Origin of the sequence: Parashewanella hymeniacidonis (assembly GCF_016900895.1) — a bacterium.
Lineage (GTDB): Bacteria > Pseudomonadota > Gammaproteobacteria > Enterobacterales > Shewanellaceae > Parashewanella > Parashewanella hymeniacidonis.
The window spans coordinates 1-25,119 of record NZ_JAFEUN010000072.1; the positions used below are offsets into that span (position 1 = coordinate 1).

Sequence of the window (25,119 nt, forward strand, 5' to 3'; positions counted from 1 at the left end):
ATGTAACAAAGAAGAATTGGCGCTGAGAAGTCCACGCAGTGCGAGTTGCACAGCTTATTACTCTTCGTTGCCAGTGCTAACAATAGCTCACTATTGCCGCACACTGTCGCCTTGATTAACAAGCTGTGCATTCTCGCTGAAATCGAGCATCTTCAGGTATCATGGGTATATACGCCACTTGTTGCAAACCATGCTTGAAGAACCAAGTGGCGAAGCTAAGGAGAAGAAGCGTCAGATCATTGCAAATCTACTGGCTACAGAGCCAACACTGTACAGTAAGCGCAAGCTTATTGAGGACTTCATTGAGAAGAACCTGCAAGGATTATTGCAAGGCAATGAGTTTGACGAGTATATCGAAGAGCAGAAGCAAAAAGAGATGAGCCAGATCACTGCCGAGGAAAAGTTAGACTCGGACAAGTTTAGTGAGATGATCACTAGCATTGAGAATGGTCTTGATGTGGACGGTCTTAAATCTGACGATATTGCCCAGCTGACCACTGAGAAGATGACCTTCCGAACACGAAGAACCATTTTGCCGAGAATTACTGAAAGGCTTAAAGCATTTACTGAGACGTTCATCAGTGGTTTTCATTGATGCTGATTTCAGATCTTTAAACAATGCCGCTGCGTTTTACTCATAGGTGCATTGATAACAAGAGTGATGAAGTTAATCACAGTATTTTATCTACGTGAAAATATAATATTACTGAGCGTGCTTTGCTCAGTAAGAATATACTGCACTTAACTTAGAGAGAGATAATGAAAAGATTACTACTCGTTGGAATGCTGATGATTACACCTTTTGCAAACTCTGCATCATTCAGTACTAAAGTTGCTGCGGGTTTCAATGCAAAATTTAATTATTGTGCGGAAATACTCGCAAAAGATAAAACTAAGCAAGGCTGGCAGATTAAAGCTGGTTTATCACAGTTAAAAGCTGATGGAATAGGTTCAGACTATATAGGAAAAAAAGGTTTCGTAAAATACGTGATTAAAGAGACGAAATATTTAGACAAACATTGGGCTAAAGATGACTGTAAGAACTTTTTGAAAAAGCATCTATAAATAAGATATTGCTGCTTGAATGGATAGCTCAAAACTATTCATTCATAAAAACTAAATCAAATCCGTCTTAATATTCACTTCACCTTCCAAGGTACGATGAACGGGGCATTTATCCGCAATCGCCAGTAAGCGTTGTCTATCTTCCTCGCTAAGATCTCCTGTTAAGATGATTTTACGAGTGAATTGATCAATTTTTCCTGTTGTCTGTTCGCAATGTTCACAATCGGTTGCATGAATCTTGTCGTGACTGATGTCCACTTGTACGTGTTCGAGCGGTATTTTTTTGCGTTTAGCGTACATTCGAATCGTCATTGATGTGCAGGCGCCAAGTCCTGCACTGACTAATTGATACGGCGTGGCACCTAGAAAGTCGCCGCCGTAATTTTCAGGCTCATCTGCAATTAGGTGGTGTCCAGCCGCACTGATATCTTGAGTAAAGCTGTCAGGGTTCGCTTCGCTCACTCGCACAATGCCTTCTGGCGCATTCATTAATTTGGGTAACAAACTGACGTTAATGTACTTCTGCACCCATGCTGCAATAATATCTGAGGCATATTCGGCATCTTTCGGATTGGTGAGTAAGTGATCGGCATCATCTAACGTCACAAAACTTTTAGGGTGTTTGGCCATTTGAAAAATGCGAGCTGCATTATCAAGTTCAACGGTTTTATCCAATGGTGCATGTAACACCAATAACGCCTTTTTCATCGAAGCAATTTCTGGCTCTAATGCGCTTTGTGAAATATCATCCAAAAACTGTTGCTTGATGGTAAAGGTTCTACCTCCCAATTGCACATCGGCTTGGCCACCAGTTTCAATCGACTCGATTTTTTGTCCAAAGTTATGCGCAACATGATGCGGATCGGCAGGAGCTCCGATTGAGATCACCGCTTTCGCTTCGGGTACTTTTCCTGCAGCGGCGAGTATCGCTGCGCCTCCTAATGAATGACCAATCAGCAGCTGTGGTGCTTCATAGTTTTCTCTTAAGTAATTGGCTGCGAGCAATAAGTCTTCAATGTTTGAACTGAAATTAGTGTTAGCAAATTCGCCGTCAGAGTGCCCTAAGCCTGTAAAATCAAACCTGAGAACCGCAATGCCTAATGATGCAAGGCGTTGGGCAATTCTTCTGGCTGCAGGGATATCTTTAGAACAAGTAAAGCAATGGGCAAATAAAGCATAAGCTGCAGGCTTACCTGTAGGTAAGTCCAAGCGAGCTGCAAGGGTTGAACCATCATGGCCTGTCAATTCGTGACGTTCAGTTTTCATATGGCTTACCTATTGTGCTTGTTGTTCTAAATAATATGCGTTGAGACTCGTTTATGGAGCAATTATTTTTGTAGTAACTTCTTTAATGTACCGTTTTTTAATGCCGTGTGTAGGTCATCATTACCACCTACATGATGATCGTTAATGAATATTTGCGGTACGGTTTTACGCTTACTGCGAGCGATCATTTGTTGCCTCATCGGCTCATTGTCTGTGATTTCATAGTTTTCAAAGCTTACGCCTAAATCAGTCAGTGTTGCTTTGGTTCGCTTGCAGTACGGGCAGTAATCTTTTGTATAAATTTCAACCTTTGCCATGATGTTTCACCGTTAAATCAGTTTTGTTTAGGGTTGATATCATGGATGACTGGTGAGTTTCAGCCATGTGTCAGTGTCTAGTTTTCTTGTCTGAGCGTCTAAAAGATCATTGATTAGCTACAGAGAGTTTCGTTCATTCAGCTCGTATTTATGTCTTTTAACATACACTTACCTAATAGGTTATATCTAATTTGAATGAGCTGGCATGTGAATGGAATATACGAATAAAAGTGCAATTGATCTGGCAAAGCAATTATCTGTGCAGTTTGCTGCTCGTGCAAGCGAGGCTGATAAACATGGTAAGCTGCCAAAAGAAGATGTTAATGCACTTAAGTCCTCCGGTTACCTCACATTAAATATTCCTAAGAAGTTTGGTGGTTCTGGATTGTTCATCAAAGACTGTATTCGTGCTCAGTTAGAAATTGCACAGGGAAGTCCTGCAACGGCGTTAGTTGCTGCAATGCCACTGCATATTTTTGGGCAAGCGCAGGAGCATCCTCTATGGAGTGAACACCATTATGTTCGCTTTTGTAAAGAGGCTGTTGCTGGGGCAATATTCAATTTTGCAGGGACAGAGCCTGAATTGGGGAGCCCATCAAGAGGGCAAATGTATGCAACCACTGCAACACGGACAAGTGATGGTTTACTGATTAACGGCCGAAAAATCTGCACGACAGGCGGTAAACATATTACTCACCTACTGGTGACGATCGATTATGAAGGTGAGCCAAAAGTGGTATTAGTGGAAAATCATCGTAATGGCATTTCATGGCAAGAAACTTGGGGAGAAGGGTTATCACTGCGAGCCAGTGATAGTCATGACGTTATATTCAGTGATGTACTTGTGCCAGTTGAAAACCTATTAATTTCAGAATCTAATAAGGCAGAATTAAGCGGAAAAGCATGGTTTATCATGATGGTATCTAGCGTGTACTTAGGAGCAGCTATTGGTGCTCGTAATGCTGTCATTCAATATGCGTTAGAAAGAACCCCCACCGTTTTAGGGAAACCAATTGCAACATTACCCGGGATTCAGAGGCAAATTGGTGACATAGATATTTCACTCCAAGCCGCTAGGGCATTGTTACTCGAAGCGGCAGAATCATGGGAGCAAAGGCAGTTTACTAAAGTCGTGGCTGCGAAGTATTTTGCCTTAAAAGTCGCCTGTGAAGTCACACAAACTGCGCTTGAAATAGCAGGAAGTACAGGGTTAACGTGTCGATTGCCTCTAGAGAGATATTTTCGAGATGTCAGAGCTGGGCTAATGCAACCGCCTAAAGGAGACACAGCGTTAGAGCTGATAGGCCAAGAGGCAATTGAGGCAATGAATCAAGTTAAAGGTTGAGTTTTTTTGCCATTAATATAAGTTACAATGTATGCAATCGTTTTATACCCATGATACCTGAAGATGTTCGATTTCAGCGAGTATGCACAGCTTGTTAATCAAGGCGACAGTGTGCGGCAATAGTGAGCTATTGTTAGCACTGGCAACACAGAGTAACACGCTGTGCAACTCGTACTTCGTGGACTTCTCAGCGCCAATTCTTCTTTGTTACATTAGCTCGAAAGAATCCCGATATTCCTTCGCTAATGCGCCTCAAAGAATTGGCGCTGAGAAAGTCCTGAAACATGCATCTTCAGGTATCATGGGTATAAACTAAAAAGGCGTTTATGCTTATGAATAAATGAGCATTGTCAGGTGACTATTAATGAAAAAGTTGATGTTAGGAGTTATCAGTGTATTGCTTTGCTGTAATGCATTTGCAGCCGATACTGTAATTCAATTAAAAGATGGTAGAAGCGTGGTGTTACATGATGATTTTACGTGGTCATATGTTCAGCCGCAAGCGCAAAGTCAGCAATCAAGAGTGAAAGAACAGAGTACTAAAACAAAGCCTCAGCAAGCGATTCCTGTTGTCTCACTGCCTCAGCAACGTTTTGCTCAGGTTCAATTAGGTTCCGATAAAAACATTTTACAACTCGAACAGTCTGGTGTTGGCTTGCTGTTTCATGCAGCCCGTTATGAGCAAGGGGCATTAGTGATACCTGTGAGTGTTACCAATAGTGGTAAGTCATCCGTAATCAAAGTTGATATCACATACACACTCTTTGATTCTCAAAGGCAGCAAATCGTTAAGGATGAAACCAGTGTTTGGACATCTGTGAAACGATTGCCTGAAACTTACTTACGATCAGGGAAGCAAGCAAAAGGTATTGCTTTAAAAATACCTGTAGGCAAATTATCAAGCTACGAGTTAAAGGCTGAGATCAGCGATATTTCGACAAGAAATTGATTTTATTGAGGCTCAATAATTATTCTTTGTAAACTTAGATAAGCAATTCTATAACTTTTATAATATTGAATCACATAGCTTTCCAAGATCTTTAGCCAATTCCTGTGATACTGTGTTAGCTTCTTCTGCTGGCTTCACAGGAAATATGCGAGAATCTTTTGCCATTCTGTATGTCTTCGAATCACTTAATAGAGTTCTTCTTGGAAAAGCGTAGCCTGTAATTTCGGAGGCTCTATCAATATCTTTTTTGTTCAGTGCTACAACAAGATCTTCTAATTGAAAGTTTATAACAAGCGCTCGCTGTGAAAGCGAAGTTATTGGATATAGAGAATATACTCCATCTTTAAAACTCATATACTTTTTCAACCTACATAATTGAGTATCATCAGAGAAACAGGCTTCAGCTTTTTCAGAGCATTGTTTTACTTTAGCCGCCTTTGCTTCCTCTGCTTGTTGGCGTTGGTATTGTCTTGATTCTCTTTCCACAAAACCGACTTCTGGATGTCTGATTGGCCTTACAGATACTTCAAGAGACCATAGTTCAGAGTTTCCCGTGAAATCTAGATCATTTTTCACTTCAACCCTGTAAGTAACTGAGTCTTTGGAGTTTTCTGAAACCTTGAACAGGACGCAAATTGCTGGATGGTTAAATTGTTTGAGCAATTTATTCAGATTCGAACAGTAGATTTGTAATCGATTCGAATCATATGGCTTCTTAAGATCATTCAATCTACAACCGAAGGCGCAACTATGTCTATGGTAATCTTTTTCGGATAAACCTGGTTGGGATCTTAAGAATTCTTGGAACTTATTAAGCGCATGAAAATCATTAGATGTAAAAGAGAGGGTTATTTTTTTTAAGTTTAAGTGATCTGGTAAACCCCTAAAATCATATCCTTGTTTATGTACCACACAATGACCTTTGACCTTTTTTAATTCAAAACTCAGTTTGCGAACAGTGCTACCTTTTGCAGATGCTGACCCCTCAACAGTTTTAAGACTGAAAACGCCTATAGGTTTCCCTTTTACAACGAGTATCTGGTTGGCTTGATCAACTAAGCTACTAGCTTCAGTAAGTGTGAGTGTATTATTGAGTTGAGAAATAATCTTGTCGACTTTAGATATATCTGAAGGGGTCAATCCCCTAAGAACATTTCTGTGAAATCTACTTGTTTCAGGGGTTGTTGTAAAGTCTAAGAGAGAAGGGGCTCTAGGAGACGCCTCTGCTTCTGGTTTATCTCTATTCTCTTGCAAATATGCAGAGGCGGCTGAATCATTGCCTCGAAGCTGTGCTTCAGTTATCTCTTCTTCACGATCTTCAGGTAATAAACCATACTCAGAGCCAGTGGAGCTTGGAAGTAAACGAGGGAACATAATCATGTCTGAATTGTTGATAGTATATTGTATTATAGTTACTAGACCTAAATTGAAGATTAAGGGTAAATTAAAGTTAATTAATAGTTGAAATAAATGGATAACTTATTCAGATTTCAATACTTCCAAAACTTAGGATGCAATAACACGGCAACAGTTAAAATCTCTAATCGCCCTAAAAGCATACCTATCGATAACGCCCACTTCGCAGTATCCGTTAAGCCTGCAAAATTCCCCGAAGGACCGATCACAGGGCCAAGTCCTGGGCCAACGTTACTGACGGCAGTAATCGAGCCACTAAAGCTGGATACAGGATCTAACCCGGTGAGAACCAAAACAATCGTCAGTAAGATGACAACGCCAATGTATAGAAAGAAGAAGGTAACGAGTGAGCGGACAATATCTGGCTTAATCGTGCGCCCATTATAGCGTTCAGTAAATACGCCATTGGGGTGAATTTGCAGTTTTAATTGTTCACGCATGATGGCAAATGCAATTTGAAAGCGAAAAATTTTCATACCACCAGAAGTAGAACCAGAGCAGCTGCCTGCAAACATTAAAAATAAAAAAACAATGTAAGCGACGCCGCCCCATTGACCATAATCGGTGAGACCATATCCCGTTGTGGTTACAACGGAAACGACATTGAAGCTTGCCAGCCTAAGGGCATCAATTAAGGTTAAATCATGGGTGTACCAAAACCATAACGCTAATGAAACTGACACAAATGTGATGAACTTTAAAAAGCCTCTGACTTGTTCGTCTCGCCATACTTTAAGGCTTCGCTGTTGAATACATTGCACGAATAAAATCAGTGGTAAGCCGCCAGCGGCCATAAAGATGGTGCCTACCCATTGGGCTTGAGTTGAGAAGCCGGACATGGATTTGTCTGAGGTTGAATAACCGCCTGTAGAGATTGTTGTCATTGCATGATTGATAGCGTCAAACCAATTCATATGAGCTTGATGATAAGCGACGGCACAAGCAATAGAGAGTAAGATATAGATAAAGAATAAATTCTTCGCCATGTCTTGGGTTCGCGGCGTACTTTTATCGCTCCAGTCTGATGATTCTGTGCGAAACAAGCGCATTCCCCCCACGTTTAGGAATGGTAAAATTGCCACTGCCATGACAATAAATCCAATGCCACCGAGCCATTGCAGTAAGGAACGCCAGATAAGAATGCTGTGATCCATTTCGTCCAGACCTGAAAACACCGTAGAGCCTGTCGTCGTGATCCCCGACATGGTTTCAAAAAACGCGTCGGTATAGCCAATACCATGATAGAAAGTAAAGGGCAGGGCGGCGAACAAACTCACCACAAACCAGGTGATACTGGTGAGTAAAAACATTTCACGGATATCAAGCTGAATTTTGGACTTTTGTCCTTGATGAATGCAGACACTGGAAAAAATACTGGTGATGGCCAGAGCTTGAATAAAGGCGACACTGGTGTCTTCGCCGTAATAAAGTGCAAACCCAAGCGGGATAAGCATAAACCCTGAGAGCATGGATAAAAATGTTCCCAGAGTAAATACGACAGGCCTAAAATTAATGATTGATTTCAATGGCGCTCGCTTAGAAGAAGAAGGCGCTCGGCTGGAACAGTTTTTCGACTTCGCCGATAAACTTCTTATTCACTAAGAATAAAATCACATGATCTCCTTGCTCGATTACCGTTTTATCATGTGCCATGAGTACTTCTTGATCTCTAACAATAGCTCCAATTGTAGTACCTGGTGGCAATTTTATGTTGCCAATCTGCTTACCGACCACTTTGGAAGTGCTGGCATCACCATGAGCGATGGCTTCAATAGCTTCAGCAGCGCCTCTTCTTAAAGAGTAAACGTTACAAATATCGCCTTGACGGATGTGAGTCAACAAGGCTGAAATCGTAGCTTGCTGCGGTGAAATCGCAATATCGATGTTCGCTTCTTGCACAATATCTACGTAAGCTTCACGCTGAATCAGTACCATGACTTTTTTAGCGCCTAGGCGTTTTGCTAGTAATGCTGACATGATGTTGGCTTCATCATCATTGGTTACGGCAATAAACACATCCGTTTGGTCTATGTGTTCTTCCATTAATAATTCTTGGTCGGCCGCATCACCACAAAATACCGTTGTATTTTCCAACCGCTCTGAAAGTGCTTCAGCACGCTCTGCTTTATGTTCGATCAGTTTTACGGCATGACTGCGTTCAAGCTTCTGCGCTAACCCTAAGCCAATGTTTCCTCCGCCAGCAATCATGATATTGCGATAGGAGTTATCCAGCTTTTGCATTTCACTCATGACCGCTCGTACATGGCGACTGTCGGCAACGAAGAACACTTCATCATCTGCTTCAATCACGGTGGTACCTTGCGGCATAATCGGTTGGCCTTGACGGAAAATCGCTGCGACACGAGTATCTATGTTCGGCATGTGGTCACGCAACGCTGCAAGAGCATTACCAACAAGAGGGCCACCATAATATGCTTTAATCGCCACTAAGCTTAAACGACCTTCACCAAACTCAAGCACTTGCAATGCACCTGGGTATTCAACCAAACGATGAATGTATGAAGTGACTAATTGCTCTGGTGCAATCAATTCATCAATCACAAAGCCACCACGCAAACGGTTATCCGTGTTTTTAAGTTCCGTATTAATGAAGAGTTTGTTTTTCAGGTTTAAATACTGCTCTGAGCGAATACGAGCAATTTTTGTTGGCGTACCATAGAGGGTGTAAGCAATCTGACAAGCAGACATGTTACATTCATCGCTGTTGGTTACGGCAATCAGCATGTCAGCGTCTTCTGCGCCCGCCTCTTTGAGCACGTCAGGATGTGCACCATGACCAATGACTACTCGCAAGTCGAACTTATCTTGCAGCGTACGAAGACGTTCTTTGTCATTATCGATTAGGGTGATGTCATTATTTTCACCCACAAGGTTTTCAGCGAGCGTACCGCCCACTTGTCCTGCACCCAATATGATAATTTTCATGACTTACGATTATCCTTATTTTTGTTTTTGCAACCTTGCATAATAGAATCCGTCCATTTGGCTTTGACCCGGAAGGATTTGCCAGCCAATTGCTGATTTGTCAGCTTGCTGGTCGATCGTTAATAGCTCAGCATCGTCAGTTCGAGCTAGAAAGGCTTCCACTTGCTCTGTATTTTCTTGCGGTAAAATTGAGCAGGTCGCATAAATAAGCGTACCCCCAGGTTTCAACCATTGCCAACAATGATCGACAATTTTTTGTTGTAACTTAGCCAGTTCTGTAATGTCGGCTTCTTTGCGTAACCATTTAATATCCGGGTGACGACGAATGACTCCTGTTGCTGAACAAGGTGCATCTAACAGAATTCGATCGAACTTTTCACCGTTCCACCAAGAAGGAATGTCAGCGGCATCACCATGAATGACTTTAGCGGTAAGTGCTAAGCGTTCCAAGTTTTCTGATACCCGTTCTAAACGCTTCTCATCAAAATCTACAGCGACAACATCCGTATTAGCAGACTCTAAAATGTGGCACGTTTTGCCACCAGGTGCGGCACAAGCATCAAGGATTAGCTCTCCATCTTGTGGTGCTAATAATTCAGCCGCCCATTGTGCCGCAGCATCCTGAACGGATACAGAACCTTGTTCGAAGTTTGGTAACTGCATCACATCCACTGGTTTCTCAAGTAAAATAGCGTTGGAGTTATCTCCTTTTGATGCAGAAATTTCAATCTGTTGCAGCAACTGTAAATACGAATCTCGAGATTGCACTTTTTGGTTGTTACGTAACCACATCGGTGGGCGTTGATGACTTTGCTCAATCACTTGTTGCCAAGTATCTGGGTAAGCTTGCTGCAAACGTTTAATGATCCAGCTTGGTGTATTAAACTCTAAAACTGGGTTCGCCGTACTTAATTCGGTTTTATTTCGCTGAATATTGCGGAGTACACCGTTAACGACTTTTACTAGGCCATCAAATTTAAGCTGTCGGCAGGCTTCTGCGGTTTCAGAAATGGCAGCGTGCTCAGGAATGCGAGTGAAATACAATTGATAACAGCCGACTAACAGCAATTGATGCACAATGCGTTGTTTTCCTTTGAATGGTTTACTTAAACAATCACTGACACATTTATCTATTTGCGGCAGGTGACGCATCAAACCATAACAGAGTTCGGCTAAAAGGGCTTTATCTTTGCCATTTTGTAATTGCTGCTGTTGTTTTGGCAATGCAACTGAGAGTGATACACCTTGCTCAAGGACTGAAAATATGGCTTTAGCGGCTAAGGCTCTGATATTCATTTAGCGGCCTCGTTAGTGTCTTGCTTAAGACTCAGTTGCGTTCCTACTTCAAACCAATCCGCTCGGCCATTCATAATCTCTGCAGCAGAAAGCGGTTTTTTACCTGGCAATTGCAGAGAGAGTAAACGTAAAGTGCCATCAGCCACGGCAATATCAATACCTTGTTTATTTGCACTCACAATGGTGCCAGCGGGTTTATCGTGTTGTTCTGAGAGCACTTGAGTTTGCCACACCTTAATGTTTTGCTCATGATGCTTGAAGAAACTAACAGGCCATGGGTTAAAGGCTCTCACTTCTTGCCACAATTGAGTCGCTGATTTAGTCCAGTCTATTTCTGCTTCTTCTTTGGATAACTTTTCAGCATAGTTCGCTAACGAGTCGTCTTGCTTTTCTGCGTTGAGCGTTCCTGACGCTAAACCTGATAAGGCTTCAATTAAAGCGTTAGGGCCTTGATTCGCCAGTTTTTCGTAAAGTGTTGCAGAAGTGTCTTCGTCTTCAATGGGTAAGCGTGTTTTCAGTAGCATGTCGCCGGTATCTAACCCAATGTCCATTTGCATGATGGTGACACCCGTTTCTGTATCCCCAGCCCAAATTGCGCGTTGGATCGGTGCCGCACCTCGCCATCTCGGCAAAATAGAACCATGAACATTAATACAACCAAGCTTAGGTGTATCTAAAACAACTTGTGGGAGGATCAATCCATAAGCCACAACAACCATGATATCGGCATTTAATGCGGCGAGTTCTTGTTGTGCATCTTCTTTTCGCAAGGATTGTGGTTGATATACCGCAATGTTGTGCGTTTCGGCGAGCTGCTTTACTGGACTGGCTTGCAGTTTCTTACCTCGACCCGCTGGGCGGTCGGGTTGGGTGTAAACGCCAATAACATTATGTTCAGAGTCGAGTAGCGCCTGCAAGTGGCGAGCAGCAAAATCCGGAGTACCGGCAAATATAACTTTTAGTGGTTTCAATTTCGTGCCTTTAGTAATAAATTCTTTTTAAGGGCTATTGGTCTTCTTTTGCCGTTTGGCGAGCTTCTTTTTCTAATTTGTCTTTGATTCGGTTGCGTTTGAGTGGCGATAAGTAATCCACAAACAGTTTCCCATTAAGGTGATCTATCTCATGCTGAATACAGATCGCAAATAACCCATCGGCCTCAACAATAAACTCTGTGCCTTCTCTGTCTTTCGCTTTTAAAGTCACAAACTCTGAACGGTCTACTTTTGCAAACACACCGGGTACAGACAGACAGCCTTCTTCATTGGTAAATTGCCCACTACTGGCCACAATTTGAGGGTTGATAAAGACTTTAGGACGATCTTCTTCGTCGTATAAGTCCATTACAATCAGTTGTTGGTGAAAATCAACTTGGGTTGCCGCTAAACCAATACCTTTTTGTTCGTACATGGTTTCGAACATGTCATCAATTTGCTGCTGCAGTTGTTCACCCCAATCGGTAACAGGCTTAGCCACAGTACGTAAACGTTCGTCTGGAAAGCGTAATACGGTTAAAATTGTCATAAATTCACTCTAAATGATTAAAAATAGGCCAGAATTTATATGCGTATAAATTGCAACTTCATTTACAGCAAGTATATACTGACCAATTAATATCCGGAGGATATAATAAATTAAATACTCATATTGTTTAATTTTAATCCTTTAGCGGTATCAATAACAGCAAAAGCTGATACAAAGCTCAACTTTGACATGGACAGTTTCATGAAACGTTTAACTTTTTTAATCTTTTTCCTGCTCAGTTTCAGTGTGTTAGCTGATGAGTTGGTGTTAAAGAAGAACCACCCTGATTCTTATGCCGTTAAGAAAGGCGATACGTTATGGGACATTTCTGAGCATTTTCTTAATGATCCATGGAAGTGGCCTGAGCTATGGGGAGCCAATCCACAAGTCGCCAATCCGCACCTCATTTATCCCGGCGATGTTTTAACATTAATTTTTGTTAATGGTCAGCCACGTCTCGTCAAACAAGAATACAAGAAAAAAGCCGTTGTTCATATGAGCCCGCATGGGCGAAAAATTCCAAAGCGCTCTGCTATTCCCATTATCGAGTTATCACTGATTCAGTCTTATTTATCTCAAAACCGTGTTGAAGATATGAAGTGGTTGGAAGGGCAACCACAGGTTCTTGGTGGAGAAAGAGAATCTCGTTATCACGCTCAAGGTGATGTCATTTATATAGACAGCCAATTACCTGTTGGTGAAAAGCTAGGGATCTACGAAGAGGGACGTGAGTTTGTGTCCTCAGAATCCGGTGAGCATCTTGGTCGAGAATTGATTTTAGCCGCAAGTGGTCGAGTGATTGAGTCTGGCTCAGTGTCTAAAGTGAGACTATTGAGTAATGTCCGCGAAACTGAAGCTGGTTTTATAGTATTGCCTGTTGATGAAGAAGCGTTAATGTCTGCTTTTTATATGCCTTCAGCAGGAAATCCTTCGCAAACGACCAAAGTGATTGCCATTGGCAATACTCAACGTGAAGCGGGCCACTTAAATGTGGTGTATGTTGATGGTGGCCGCCATCAAGGTGTGATGCCAGGGCAGGTGTTTGACATTATGCGTGAAGGTGACCAAGTTGTCATTGGTAGTAATAATAAGCCAGTTCAACAGCGTGACCGTAATATCTACGATGACTTTATTGCTACCGTTTCTGAAGAAAGCGCCATCAGAGTCCCACAAACACATCGAGGCAATTTAATTATCTTTAAGTCATTTGAAGATGTGAGTTTAGGTTTAATCATGCTCAACGAACGTCCGGTTAGAATCGACGATATGTTAGCATCACCTAAGTCGTTGAAGCTTTTAGTTGAATGAACGACAAACAACTGGCCGATTGGTTAGTTGTTTGTGCGGTATCTGGGCTAGGGCCTGTTCAGATTCAACAATTTCTACAAAACATGAGCTTGGCTGAATTACGCCAAGCTCTTACAACGTCATTTAAACATATTCCAGAGTCATCTCGACCCAAAAGACAGTTTAAATTAAACCCTCAACGGGTCGACCAAGCACTGACATGGTTAGAGGCAGATGATAGCCACCATATTTTAACTTTTGACGATCACCTTTATCCTCCATTATTGAAAGAAATTGATTCTGCTCCGTTTTTACTGTTCGTAAAGGGAAATGTGGTGTCATTATCCATTCCCTCTGTTGCTATTGTAGGAAGTCGAGATGCCACTCCTACAGGCTTGAAACACAGTTATGAGTTCGCTCAGCAATTGGTGGAGAGAGGTATCGTTGTCAGCAGTGGCTTAGCCGCTGGAGTTGATGGCGCAGCGCATTCTGGAGCTTTAGCCGCTAGTAATGATCAAGAATGTAAGACAATTGCAGTTCTTGGTACTGGGGTTGATGTGGTTTATCCCAAACGCCACCAAAAGCTATATCATGATATTCAGCTGCAAGGTTGTGTCGTCAGTGAGTTCTGGCCGGATACGCAACCTTATGCGGGGAATTTTCCGAAACGAAATCGGATTATCAGCGGTCTTAGTTTAGGTACGGTGGTGATTGAAGCTAGCCGCAGAAGTGGTTCGTTAATTACAGCAAGACTTGCAAATGAACAGGGTCGAGAAGTTTTCGCCTTGCCAGGCAGTGTGTTGAGTCATCAGAGCCAAGGGTGTCATGATTTAATTAAATCAGGCGCCAAGCTAGTGGATTGTGTGGATGATGTATTGGAAGAATTACCAAGCATTTATCAGTTTCACCTTGAAGAAATCAAAAGTCGCCACAATATCTGTCAAGAAGTGGATCTGGATTTGCCATTTCCGAAACTCTTGGCTAGTGTAGGCTATGAGGCTACGGCAATTGATGCCATAGTCGAGCATAGTGGAGCAACCATAGATCAGGTTCTCGAACAGTTGTTAGAGTTAGAGTTACAAGGCTGGATTTCTGCCGTACCTGGTGGTTACGTCAAACTGAAGAGGAGTTAGCTGATGTTCGACATTTTAATGTACCTTTTCGAAAACTATGTTCACGGTGAGACGGAACTTCTTGTTGATGAAGACCAACTTACTAATGAGCTAACACGTGCTGGTTTCCATCAGTCAGATATTATCAAAGCCTTAGATTGGTTAGAGCGTCTGGCAGAGTTACAAAGTAAGGACGTGCCTTACTTACGCGATCATAATCAGCAAACCTTTCGCATATATACCAAAGAGGAAATGGAAAAACTCGATGTTGAAAGTCGCGGTTTTTTGATGTTTTTAGAACACATCAAAGTACTGAGTGTTGAGACAAGGGAAATGGTCATTGACCGTGTCATGGAATTGGAGGATTCACAACTCGACTTAGATGATCTCAAGTGGATCATTTTGATGGTTTTATTTAATGCGCCAGGTCATCAATCTGCCTATGAGCAGATGGAAGATCTGATCTTTGAACAGCCGGATGGACGCTTACATTCTTAAGAATTGATTGTTGAATCCGAGTAAAGAAAGGAAGCAGATGGCTTCCTTTCTTGTATTTCAGGAGAGAAAAATGCAAAGTCATTTAAGATCTATTGATCCTGAACATTTTGATGTTGTGATTGACTTAATTTATGCCAAACCATCAAACTTTACAGGCAAAATACACTATCAACATGCAAAATGCTTCTTACACCCAAATGCAGCATCCTGCCTACAGCAAGCGATGAATTTATTAAGACCGTTAGGCTTAAGAATAAAAATTTGGGATGCCTTTAGGCCGTTAGTTATCCAGCAAGCGTTATTTGACCATACTCCGAACCCTGAATACATCTCTCATCCGGTTTCAGGAGCACGACCTCACCCAAGAGGAGTTGCACTTGATGTTACTTTAGTCGATGAATTTGGCAAAGAGCTCAACATGGGAACTGGATTCGATGATTTTCGTACATTAGCCCATCATGGCAATTTCGAAGTAGACATCGAAGCTCAGCAAAATCGCTTAATCTTGGCTGGCGCAATGTCACTGGCAGGATTTGAAAAAAATGATAATGAGTGGTGGCATTATCAATTACCTGATTTAAAGTCATATCCAATTATTGAACATGATATTGCAATTAGTGAGATGTTAGAAGAGTAATCTCCTCCTGACTTGTTCAGGAGGAAGGAAAGGGACGATTGTGTATTTTTATTGCTAACTAGGTTGAGCTACTCAGAATTAGCCGGGGAGAGTTGCAGCTTTTGATAGGCAAAAGCCGATATCAAAATTACGAGCCCAACTCCCATTAATAAAACAAATTTTTGCCATATTAAATCTGTTTTAGTATCTAAGAAAGCAATTTTAGCTACTCCTAATAGAACACAACTAAAGCTATATCGAATATTGATAAGACTTCTATCGATGATAAACAATAAGGCGATACCGTGAAGTACTAGTAATGGTGCCATTAAATAATGTGAATTATCGAATGGTAAACTAATGACGAAGCAGCAATAACTGATACTAAGGGTTGCATTTAGGAATAACTTGTTATTTTGTCCACCCAACGTCCCAAAAAACGTATTTTTGAAATGTTTAGGGAAGCTTATGAATAGAACTAAGATCATAATCAGAATAATACTGACGTAATGGTAGTCTAAAAGTAATAGCCCCCACGTTATGAATAAACTCAATGACAGAGATACATAGATTATCATTCGATGCTTTTGTAATTGATGGATACTGACTAAAGCATAAAAAGCGAGTAGCCAATATACGTTAAATACATTAAACCCAACCCAAAAGCTATTTGCTAATTTTCCAATAAAGATAGAGAGAATGAAGCTCATGCTGATTAGGCCACAACCTAGAATGAACGGTTTTGTTGTATGTTGATTGTTCTCAGATAAGTAGCGGTAGCCTATGGCATAACAGGCAAAGAAACCACATATACCTATCAATCCGTTTAGTAAAGTTTGATCTCCAATCAGGATAACACTAGTAATAGCAGATATTATAAATAAGACTTTTGCTTCGATATCCAGCCACTTGTTTTTAATTTTATGGGATAGCAACACTGCCAATAGTGGAGAGACCCATAATATTAAGAAAATTTCGCTTTCAAAGTTTCGGAATGCTGAATTAAGCCAGCAAATTGGCAATAAACCATAAAATACAATGCGTACCTGTTCAGAAGCATTTTTGAAATTATGCTTAGGCTCGAAGTGACGATAAAATTCTGACCATAATAAAAGTTGTGCAAATAATGAAATCACTGCTGCTTTGCCGTAAGCAGGTAAAAGTGTGAAACGGAAACTACCTACCTCAATGGAAGTAGAAATAATTACCAATAACGGATAAAAGCACAAAATAATCGTCAAGATATCTAGCCAATTATGCTGACATTGCCTTGAACGCCAAAGTACTGCAAATTGCAATGGGATTACCAATGCGCCAACCCACAATCCCAAATACATGTCCATCACGGACAAGATAACTATTAGCCCCCACGCAACTTCAAGTACCTCTAGTGAAGGTTTTAATACATTTAGGCTGAAATTGTCACTCCATGTTGAAAATTTTGTTTGTATTTTTGACCAAGTACTTAATAACGCTAAGGTCACCACAATAAGTATCCAACCCTCAACACTCTTGATCGCAGGTTGAGGGAAGTAAGGTGCTAAAGCAATTAAACATGTGATAATGCCGATAGTTGTTAATCCTTGTCCTGCTCGTAGTAGAGATATCGAAGTAAACTTTCCACTAATAACAAGAAATAACAGCCCTTCAACACCCCAGGCAATCCCCCAGTATTGAGCGTCGAATAAGGCAATAATAGCTAAGGCTGACCAGATGGCCGCTGTTAGCCAGATTAACAAGCGGCTGTTTTCGTTGAGCTTGGGTTTGTTGGTTATAGCAATAAACCCTGAAAGTATGGCATTTACACTCAAACAAATACTCAGTGATAGACTATTAAATAAATCTGATTGCAACAGCAAAGTTATATTTGCGGCAATGATGGCTAGAAAGAGATGAGTATGCTTGTGGGTTAACTCAGTTTGTTGATTGGCTGTAACGAGCCAAGCTCCAGCAAATATCCAATAAAATCCATTGATTAAAAATGGTGATGGTGAGCTTTGGTAATTTAATATGGCGTACTCGATAGCAATAACTGAAAACGCTAAGCAAATAAAAGGAAGCCACGAAATTCTCATTCGAGAAGCCAGCCATAATGTGCTGATATTAAGCACTAAAAGATAAGTTAAATAGAGTGTTGGCTCGAACGATAATGCGCCAGATAGCACGGGCATTAATGTAAAACCAATGAGCCCTATTGTGGTGAGTATTTTAGTATTAAGGTAATAGGCAAAAATATGACTGAGAAAAGCGATACCTAAATAACAAACAATGACAATTGTACTCGGTAATATTTGGTAGACACTACCTGCAAAATAAATCGTACTAAAGCAAATCAATAAGCCTAAAGCGACAATGGCATTTGCAAATTCATCAAGTTGAAAACGTTTGCGGATCACTATCCCTGTAGCGATGACTAAGAAAGCAAAGACCAGCAATATCAGTGACTTTCCTCCGGCACCTAAGCCAGCGATAAACCATTGCATCAAATAACCAAAGCCAGAGAGCACTAATCCAACGCCTACGATGGTTAAAATTAACAGTGGTAATTGGCCCTTGCGTTTATAAGATTGGATAATTTCAAAAACTGGGTTAAACCAGTCAAATAATATCGATAGCAGTGATTGAAACAAAGCAAGCCAATTAAAAGAGAACTGTGTGTTTTTAGTGCTTTTAAGTTCAGTTTGCGTGGTCTGACTGTTAAACGTTTCTGGTTCTAGATGTCTTTGGGGGGTGGAGTGTGTAACGGTTTGCTCGCTTTCAATACCAGTAGAGTTATAGGCTAAAATCTGTTGCTCAAGATGGTCAATTTTTTCAGAAAACTCAGCTTTTATTTTATCCAGTTCACTTTGTAATTGAACAATATCCCTATCCATTACAATGTCCATGTTTTTGGTCGTTTTTCTACATTAACATATGTTTGTCGTCAAGGCTTTTTGAATATAGGGTGTTTTTTGAAATGAAAGAAAGCTGTAAGGCGAAGCTATAAGCTTCGCCTCAGTGTTCTTTTAATAGTGCTTATGCTGATCATCTAAAGCTAGATAGTCAGGCTTGAGGTAATCACGATAGCTATATCTGTCGAGTTTATATAAGCGATCTTTAGCCTTTTCTTCAGGTTTAGGGTTAGCTTCAAGTAGTGCGGTAAGCCAGATTTCATAATCAGCTTGGTGTGTTTCAAGATCAGCAAGTAGATCTTTATAACCATCAAAATAATCATCTTTTAAAAATTGACTGAGCCGAATAAGTTGCTCAGGGTGTTTTTCAGCTAAGTATCGGATGGCGAGATAGCTCCAGCGATAAGTTCTATCTAAACCATCGTCGTATTTAGTAGCAAAAATGGTTTTTAGATCTGGCGCATTATCTCTATTTTCTCTTGCCAGTTTGAATGAGCGCTCGTTGTCGTTACCTTTGGAGACGTATTCTGCAAGACCTTCAGACCACCACACCATATGGCTAGGGAAATGACCAAATTTTCCGTATTTGGTGAAGCGGCCATCGAGGTAATGCACATATTCATGGTTTAAGTTCCAAATAGCGAACTTCGGTTCAACCCACCATTGCCTGAACGCAAAGAATCGGGCCTGATTGCCTTGTTTTTGTGGTGTACCTTCTAAATACATGCCGCCATTATTAGTTCGAATGTCGTAAATGAGTTGCCCATAAGCGTTGTATTGGCTCCAATTTTTAAACACCACCACTTCTAAGGCATGGTTATGATCATTGGCGGTGGGTTGATGCTGTGTTGCAAGCAGCTGATGGAATCCAGATTCTTGAGAGGTAAGTTTAGTGCACGATTCTGCCAATTCAGCTGCTGAGAGATCTTGATGAGTGATAAACGTGGTCTTCGAACAGTCATGACGGTGTGGGAGCGCAATCTCTTGCTTTGGAATAACACAACGTTCAGTATCTTTTTCACAAAGCTCACGTCCAGCCTGAGTGTTTACATGGTAACCAAAGGTATAAGCCATTTTAGCGAGCTCACCTCGGTCGCCAATATCCGCATCAGCAATAGCTGTTGCAGCATTGTCTGTGGCTTGCTCAGCCGCTGTTGGTTTACCATCATCACCGGAAGGCAGCGCTAAACGATATAAGGCTAAGGCCCAATAGGCATTTTGCAAAGGCCAGTCATCCATTTTTATGATGGCTTTGTTGCTACTGGCAAATGTAATGATCGGCTTATTGACTTGCGCATTAATCAGCACTTTAGCTAGATCGCCATCAGGTTTTTTTCCAGCTTTATGCAGCATAAACCCATAAGCTCTTAAGCTTTCCCACAACGCAAAATCATTTGCCTGATTACTTTTGGTTGAAGCTTGTAATTTAAGTTGAGCTTGTAGAATAGGAAGTAACTTTTTGACCTGTTGAGCTTGTTTGTCATCATTAAAATAACGATACAACGTCACAGCAAACTGTTCTTGGAATCTAGGGTTTGAAGCCATCAGTTTATTGTTCGCCAGAGACGCTAATACATCAGCTAATTGCTGCTTTTGTGTTTCAGAAACTTCTTTTACTGGCCCGAAATAACTGTAAGCCCTTAAATAGTAAAGTGCTTGGTTCACTGAGGTTATGTCACTTGCACTCGATAAGTAATTGATGAGCTTATTAAATTCGTTAGCATTTAATAATGGTTGTTTGGCATCGAAAAGCTGCTGAGAGGTAAGTTGTAATACTGGCGAAATATCTTGCTTTGTCGTGGGTGGTTGAGTTGTTGATTGGCAGGCGGTGAGTGAAAGCAACAGAAGTGTCGCAATACTTATAGTCTTTGTACTGAGCATGAGATGTCCTTATTCCTTTTATTTATTATTGTTGTATACAATATAATCTTTTCCTCAAAAAGTGAATCAATTGGTATAACGCCAGTAACTTCAGTAAAATGTGTCGAAAATCAATGTGAATCGAGCTTACTAGCCTCTCATGTCTAAAATCGACCATCAGTTATTCAGTGCTCATGAACATGCGCTGGAAAAAGAATACGAATGTTGCCCGGATTGTGGCAGTGAATTGTCGGTGAAACACGGAAAATCAGGCAGTTTCCTTGGTTGTAATAATTACCCTCAGTGCCAATATACTCGACCGTTAGTTCAGCATGAAGCCATTGACTCTCAAGTGATTGAAGGTTCGAAGTGTCCTGAATGCGGGCATGAATTGGCGGTCAAATCTGGGCGCTATGGCATTTTTATTGGTTGCACTAACTTCCCTGAATGTCATCATATTGAAAAGCACGATCAGCAACCCGAAGTCGAAGTCATCGATTGTCCTGTGTGTAAAGAAGGGCATCTAGAGCACCGAACTAATCGTTTTGGAAAAAACTTTTATGCTTGCAGTGCTTATCCTAAGTGCAAGTTTATTTTGAATTATAAACCGGTAAATCAAGCATGCCCTGATTGTGGTTTTGGTGTGTTGGTACAACGTAATATGAGCAGTGGTTTACGACTCGAATGCCCAAAGAAAACCTGTAAATTTAAACAAACCCTATAACGTTAAATAAGACAATAATGAAAAAGATCCCTGCAGTTGAAGTTAAATCGATCATTGAGGCTGGTGGCATTGTTGCTTATCCAACAGAAGCGGTATATGGCATTGGTTGTGATCCTGATAATGTTGAAGCCTTAGAAAAGATATTGAAGATAAAACAGCGTCCTTGGGAAAAAGGCTTAATTATTGTGGCGAGCGATTTTGAGCAGCTTAAAGATTATGTCGATTTCTCTAAGTTAACGCCACAACAAGTTGAACAAGTACAATCAAAGTGGCCGGGTCCGGTCACGCAAGTTATGCCAGCGCTTGAGCGTGTTAGCCCAAAGTTGCGCGGTACCTTTGATACCATCGCAGTTCGCATTTCAGCACATCCCGTGGTGAAAGATTTGTGTGATGCCGCAGGTAAACCGTTAGTTTCAACCAGTGCTAATTTAGCTGGTGAACCACCGATTCGAAGCGGTGATGAGATTAAAGCTCAATTTGATGAGCACATTGATGCATTGATTTTAGGTGATTTGGGGCAACAAACCCAACCGTCAACCATCATAGATGCAAGAACTGGCCAAATTTTAAGATAGAGAAAGCACAACAATGAATAATGTAAACCCTGCAGAAGTAAAGACGTTTCTATTGGCGCTACAAGCGAATATTTGCCAAGAGCTAGAACAGTTAGATGGTAAACAAACTTTTATTACCGATAGCTGGGAGCGTGAAGAAGGTGGCGGTGGTACTAGCCGTGTATTGACTAATGGTGCTGTGTTTGAGCAAGCAGGTGTTAACTTCTCCCATGTAATGGGGGCAAAAATGCCGGCATCGGCTACAGCACATCGCCCCGAATTAGCGGGTCGTAGTTTTGAAGCTATGGGCGTGTCATTGGTGATTCATCCTAACAACCCCTATGTGCCGACGACTCATGCTAACGTACGCTTTTTCATTGCAACCAAAGAAGGCGCTGATCCTGTATGGTGGTTTGGTGGCGGGTTTGACTTAACACCCTATTACCCATTCAAAGAAGATGTGATCACTTGGCATCAAAATGCGAAAGATTTGTCGCTGGCTTTCGGTGAAGACGTTTATCCCAAGTATAAAAAGTGGTGTGATGATTACTTCTTCATACCGCACCGTAACGAAACACGTGGTGTGGGCGGCCTATTCTTTGATGATCTCAATCAAGATGGATTTGAGCAAAGCTTTAATTACATGAAAGCGGTGGGTGAAGGTTTCTTAACAGCTTATGGGCCGATTGTTCAGCGCCGAAAGGATACCGAGTTTGGTGAAAGAGAACGTCAATTCCAACTTTATCGCCGTGGTCGTTATGTAGAATTCAATTTGGTTTACGATCGTGGTACCTTGTTTGGGCTGCAAACAGGCGGTCGCACTGAGTCGATATTGATGTCAATGCCGCCACTCGTGCGCTGGCAATACAGCTATTCACCAGAAGCGGGCACACCTGAAGCTGATTTATATGAGTACTACCTAAAACCTCAAGATTGGCTAGGTTGATTACGCATATGATCCGCTAGAGTTGAAACAGCCTGAAAGATTGCTTGTCGATGTTCAGGCTGTGTAACGTTTTCGTTCAACGCATGCTCAAAGCACATCAACCATTGATCCCGCATAGTCTCATCAACGGCAAACGGCATATGTCTCGCTCTCAATGCAGGATTACCGTATTTTTGCTGAAACAGTTGCGGTCCGCCTAACCATCCACTTAAAAACTCATAAAGCTTTTCTTCTGATATTGTAAGAGAATCAGGATGAATCACTCTCAAGGGCTTTACTTGAGGGTCACTATCCATAAACTGATAGAAACTCGCCGCAATGGCTTTAATAGTGTGATCTCCACCAATCAAATCATAAGCATTAGATTGACAAGGATCTCGCTGAGAAGATTGAGAATTACTGTTAGGTTCAGTGATTTTAGAAAGCGTACGTTTAAACCAGTTCATTTTGCAGTCTTAATATTCTTGATGATAAGGAATAACTGCAAAGCATTATAAAGGAAAACTGAATGGCAGACAGATATGCCGTCATTGGCAACCCAGTAGAGCATAGTCAATCACCATTTATTCATGCTGAGTTCGCCAAACAAACTCAACAGTCTCTGAGCTATGAGAAACTCTATTCGCCATTAGAGTCATTTAAAGCAACGGTTGAGCAGTTTAAGAAAGAAGGTGGACTAGGGGCTAATGTTACCGTTCCTTTTAAAGAGCAAGCGTTAACGTTGTGTGATGAATTATCGGATACCGCTAGAGCCGCTGGTGCAGTGAATACCTTATCAATAACAGCTGAAGATAAATTGAAAGGTGATAATACCGATGGCTATGGTCTGGTTACTGATCTTAAACTGCAGTTTGGTGAGCTAACTAATAAACGCATATTAATCCTAGGTGCGGGTGGTGCAACCCGCGGCTGTATCCTGCCATTACTCAATGAACAGATAAAACAGTTGGTTATCGCTAACCGAACTAAACATAAAGCAAAAGCCTTGGTTGAGTACTTCAATCATCCTCAATTAAGCGCTGTAGGTTTTGATGAACTGAGTCAAGAAACACCATTTGATCTGATCATCAATGCCACAGCAGCAAGCTTAACGGGTGAAGTACCAAGTATTCCAGTGGGAGTGATTCATAACAACATTAACTGTTATGACATGGTCTATTCAGCTAAACCAACAGCATTTTTAGTGTGGGCAAAGCAGCACAAAGCGAATAACGTAGCTGATGGCTTAGGGATGTTAGTACATCAAGCCGCAAACAGCTTTCGTATTTGGCTCAATGTTCAACCTGACGCCAAGGCCGTATTGAATAAACTCAGAGAGAATCTCAAATGAACCAAAGTGTAATTTTTACGGACGGCTTGGTATTCAACAAAGAGCAGAATACGATTGAATTTACAGCGCAAAATATGGGTATTAATATTCCGTGTTATCTATCGCTTGCACAGTTAAATACCTTAGCTAATGAAGACGTGCATGAAGACAACGTCTTTGAGGTAGCAGAATCGCTTCGATTTGATATAGAAGAACACTTCGAAGAAAAAATTGACGCCGAAGAATTAGATGAAAACGGCGCCATTTACTTTTAAAAAAGTTTATTCAGCCGTTTCGGCAATATAATCATTTTTCAAACGAACATAGTGCGCCGAAGAATAACCTAAAAAAGTACGTTCTTTATCATTTAGCGGGCGTACTTGTTTTACTGGACGACCTACATAAAGGTAACCACTCTCTAAAACTTTGCCCGGTGGTACTAAGCTGCCTGCACCAATCATTACATCATCTTTAATGGTGGCGTTATCTAAGATGAGTGTTCCCATCCCGACTAAAACACGATTACCAATAGTGCAGCCATGAAGCATAGCTTTATGACCGACGGTGACATCGTCTCCAATAGTCAGAGGATAACCATCAGGATTAGATTCAGATTTATGCGTGACATGAAGGACGGTACCATCTTGGATGTTACTTCTCGCACCAATCTTAATTGAATTTACGTCACCACGAGCAGCAACCATCGGCCAGATACTGACATCTTCATCAAGATAGATATCACCAACAAGCACTGAGCTTGAATCAATGTAAGTGTTTTTTCCAATAAAAGGGCACATTCCCTTATAAGAACGAATCGATGACATAACAATAAAGCCTAATGGATAAATATAGAGTGGAATGAACTATACCGAAACAGGGCTAATATGGCTAAATCAGCACGAAAAATGCTCGAAAAAGAGAAAAAATAAACGATGCAGTTTGCTTTTTCAGCAAGCGAACATTAAAAAGCAAAAAACTTAAAAAAAGGGGTTGCACGGTTTCAGAATCTCCCTATAATGCGCATCCACTGACACGGCACAACAGCTTCTTAAGCGATTAAGCAGCAGGTTGGCGAGTCGGGTTTGAAGGAAGTTCGAGTCAAATTGAACACACTTTAAACGGTCGAAAACTTTCTTTAAAATAAGTTTAAAAAAAGTGTTGACGACCACAGGGAAATGCGTAGAATACGCAGCCCTAGCCC

Annotated in this window: 25 protein-coding genes; 13 read left to right on the forward strand and 12 right to left on the reverse strand. The window is 41.2% G+C overall.

The window, feature by feature from the left end:
* Positions 1–178: 178 nt before the first annotated feature.
* The gene (locus JQC92_RS14380) at positions 179–595 is read left to right on the forward strand and encodes a type I restriction endonuclease subunit R, EcoR124 family (protein ID WP_276315807.1); all 417 of its coding nucleotides are present in this window, start codon (positions 179–181) and stop codon (positions 593–595) included.
* 164 nt (positions 596–759) lie between these two features.
* Complete coding sequence (locus JQC92_RS14385; protein ID WP_205000291.1) at positions 760–1,065, forward strand: hypothetical protein; 306 nt, start codon at positions 760–762, stop codon at positions 1,063–1,065.
* Positions 1,066–1,116: 51 nt separating this feature from the next.
* Here JQC92_RS14385 and JQC92_RS14390 read toward each other — a convergent pair whose 3' ends face one another.
* Entirely contained in the window at positions 1,117–2,331 is a 1,215-nt protein-coding gene (locus JQC92_RS14390) for a bifunctional alpha/beta hydrolase/OsmC family protein (protein ID WP_205000292.1), read from the reverse strand.
* Positions 2,332–2,393: 62 nt separating this feature from the next.
* The gene (gene grxC / locus JQC92_RS14395; RefSeq protein WP_205000293.1) at positions 2,394–2,648 is read right to left on the reverse strand and encodes a glutaredoxin 3; all 255 of its coding nucleotides are present in this window, start codon (positions 2,646–2,648) and stop codon (positions 2,394–2,396) included.
* A 211-nt stretch (positions 2,649–2,859) separates the two neighbouring features.
* On the opposite strand from grxC, the gene JQC92_RS14400 reads away from it, so the two are divergent.
* Both JQC92_RS14400 and JQC92_RS14405 read left to right on the forward strand, forming a co-directional pair.
* Entirely contained in the window at positions 2,860–3,993 is a 1,134-nt protein-coding gene (locus tag JQC92_RS14400; protein WP_205000294.1) for an acyl-CoA dehydrogenase family protein, read from the forward strand.
* A 364-nt stretch (positions 3,994–4,357) separates the two neighbouring features.
* Positions 4,358–4,942, forward strand: a complete 585-nt coding sequence (locus tag JQC92_RS14405) for a DUF3157 family protein (RefSeq protein WP_205000295.1) — start codon at positions 4,358–4,360, stop codon at positions 4,940–4,942.
* 57 nt (positions 4,943–4,999) lie between these two features.
* Here JQC92_RS14405 and JQC92_RS14410 read toward each other — a convergent pair whose 3' ends face one another.
* The 6 genes from JQC92_RS14410 to def all read right to left on the reverse strand — a co-directional run bounded on the left by JQC92_RS14410 (position 5,000) and on the right by def (position 12,121).
* Positions 5,000–6,322, reverse strand: coding sequence for a hypothetical protein (locus JQC92_RS14410; protein WP_205000296.1), 1,323 nt, complete (start codon positions 6,320–6,322; stop codon positions 5,000–5,002).
* 110 nt (positions 6,323–6,432) lie between these two features.
* A complete protein-coding gene (locus JQC92_RS14415) occupies positions 6,433–7,875 on the reverse strand; it encodes a TrkH family potassium uptake protein (RefSeq protein ID WP_205000311.1) in 1,443 nt (480 codons plus the stop codon).
* Between the two features lie 19 nt (positions 7,876–7,894).
* Positions 7,895–9,304, reverse strand: a complete 1,410-nt coding sequence (trkA, locus tag JQC92_RS14420) for a Trk system potassium transporter TrkA (protein WP_205000297.1) — start codon at positions 9,302–9,304, stop codon at positions 7,895–7,897.
* A gap of 15 nt (positions 9,305–9,319) precedes the next feature.
* Positions 9,320–10,600, reverse strand: a complete 1,281-nt coding sequence (rsmB, locus tag JQC92_RS14425; RefSeq protein WP_205000298.1) for a 16S rRNA (cytosine(967)-C(5))-methyltransferase RsmB — start codon at positions 10,598–10,600, stop codon at positions 9,320–9,322.
* Complete coding sequence (gene fmt, locus JQC92_RS14430) at positions 10,597–11,571, reverse strand: methionyl-tRNA formyltransferase (protein WP_205000299.1); 975 nt, start codon at positions 11,569–11,571, stop codon at positions 10,597–10,599. The genes rsmB and fmt overlap by 4 nt, the downstream gene beginning before the upstream one ends.
* Positions 11,572–11,605: 34 nt before the next feature.
* A complete protein-coding gene (def, locus tag JQC92_RS14435; RefSeq protein WP_205000300.1) occupies positions 11,606–12,121 on the reverse strand; it encodes a peptide deformylase in 516 nt (171 codons plus the stop codon).
* Positions 12,122–12,310: 189 nt separating this feature from the next.
* Between def and JQC92_RS14440 the strand changes: the two genes are divergently transcribed.
* From JQC92_RS14440 to ddpX, 4 genes are all read left to right on the forward strand, one after another.
* Positions 12,311–13,429, forward strand: coding sequence for a LysM peptidoglycan-binding domain-containing protein (locus JQC92_RS14440; protein ID WP_205000312.1), 1,119 nt, complete (start codon positions 12,311–12,313; stop codon positions 13,427–13,429).
* Positions 13,426–14,541, forward strand: coding sequence for a DNA-processing protein DprA (gene dprA, locus JQC92_RS14445; protein WP_239480578.1), 1,116 nt, complete (start codon positions 13,426–13,428; stop codon positions 14,539–14,541). Before JQC92_RS14440 ends, dprA begins: the two co-directional genes overlap by 4 nt.
* A 3-nt stretch (positions 14,542–14,544) precedes the next feature.
* Positions 14,545–15,018, forward strand: coding sequence for a DUF494 family protein (locus JQC92_RS14450; protein ID WP_129944771.1), 474 nt, complete (start codon positions 14,545–14,547; stop codon positions 15,016–15,018).
* A gap of 70 nt (positions 15,019–15,088) precedes the next feature.
* Complete coding sequence (ddpX, locus tag JQC92_RS14455) at positions 15,089–15,655, forward strand: D-alanyl-D-alanine dipeptidase (protein ID WP_205000301.1); 567 nt, start codon at positions 15,089–15,091, stop codon at positions 15,653–15,655.
* A 68-nt stretch (positions 15,656–15,723) separates the two neighbouring features.
* On the opposite strand, the gene JQC92_RS14460 is transcribed toward ddpX, so the two are convergent.
* Both JQC92_RS14460 and JQC92_RS14465 read right to left on the reverse strand, forming a co-directional pair.
* A complete protein-coding gene (locus tag JQC92_RS14460; RefSeq protein WP_205000302.1) occupies positions 15,724–18,507 on the reverse strand; it encodes a DUF2339 domain-containing protein in 2,784 nt (927 codons plus the stop codon).
* Between the two features lie 132 nt (positions 18,508–18,639).
* Complete coding sequence (locus JQC92_RS14465; protein ID WP_205000303.1) at positions 18,640–20,406, reverse strand: collagenase; 1,767 nt, start codon at positions 20,404–20,406, stop codon at positions 18,640–18,642.
* 139 nt (positions 20,407–20,545) lie between these two features.
* Between JQC92_RS14465 and JQC92_RS14470 the strand changes: the two genes are divergently transcribed.
* Genes JQC92_RS14470 through hemF form a run of 3 tightly spaced genes read left to right on the forward strand, consistent with a single transcriptional unit; the run spans position 20,546 to position 22,609 of the window.
* Positions 20,546–21,109: a DNA topoisomerase family protein gene (locus tag JQC92_RS14470; RefSeq protein ID WP_205000304.1), complete on the forward strand. Its 564-nt coding sequence runs from the start codon at positions 20,546–20,548 to the stop codon at positions 21,107–21,109.
* A gap of 17 nt (positions 21,110–21,126) precedes the next feature.
* Entirely contained in the window at positions 21,127–21,684 is a 558-nt protein-coding gene (tsaC, locus tag JQC92_RS14475) for an L-threonylcarbamoyladenylate synthase type 1 TsaC (protein WP_205000305.1), read from the forward strand.
* Positions 21,685–21,697: 13 nt separating this feature from the next.
* Positions 21,698–22,609 carry an oxygen-dependent coproporphyrinogen oxidase gene (gene hemF, locus JQC92_RS14480; protein WP_205000306.1) on the forward strand — a complete coding sequence of 304 codons (912 nt, stop codon included), beginning with the start codon at positions 21,698–21,700 and terminating at the stop codon, positions 22,607–22,609.
* Here the strand turns inward: hemF and JQC92_RS14485 are convergent.
* Positions 22,591–23,055, reverse strand: a complete 465-nt coding sequence (locus JQC92_RS14485) for a group II truncated hemoglobin (protein WP_205000307.1) — start codon at positions 23,053–23,055, stop codon at positions 22,591–22,593. The genes hemF and JQC92_RS14485 overlap by 19 nt on opposite strands.
* 62 nt (positions 23,056–23,117) lie before the next feature.
* Between JQC92_RS14485 and aroE the strand changes: the two genes are divergently transcribed.
* The gene (gene aroE / locus JQC92_RS14490) at positions 23,118–23,939 is read left to right on the forward strand and encodes a shikimate dehydrogenase (protein WP_205000308.1); all 822 of its coding nucleotides are present in this window, start codon (positions 23,118–23,120) and stop codon (positions 23,937–23,939) included.
* Positions 23,936–24,193 carry a DUF1488 family protein gene (locus tag JQC92_RS14495; protein WP_205000309.1) on the forward strand — a complete coding sequence of 86 codons (258 nt, stop codon included), beginning with the start codon at positions 23,936–23,938 and terminating at the stop codon, positions 24,191–24,193. Before aroE ends, JQC92_RS14495 begins: the two co-directional genes overlap by 4 nt.
* Positions 24,194–24,199: 6 nt before the next feature.
* Here JQC92_RS14495 and JQC92_RS14500 read toward each other — a convergent pair whose 3' ends face one another.
* Positions 24,200–24,742, reverse strand: a complete 543-nt coding sequence (locus JQC92_RS14500; protein ID WP_205000310.1) for a gamma carbonic anhydrase family protein — start codon at positions 24,740–24,742, stop codon at positions 24,200–24,202.
* Between the last annotated feature and the right edge of the window lie 377 nt (positions 24,743–25,119).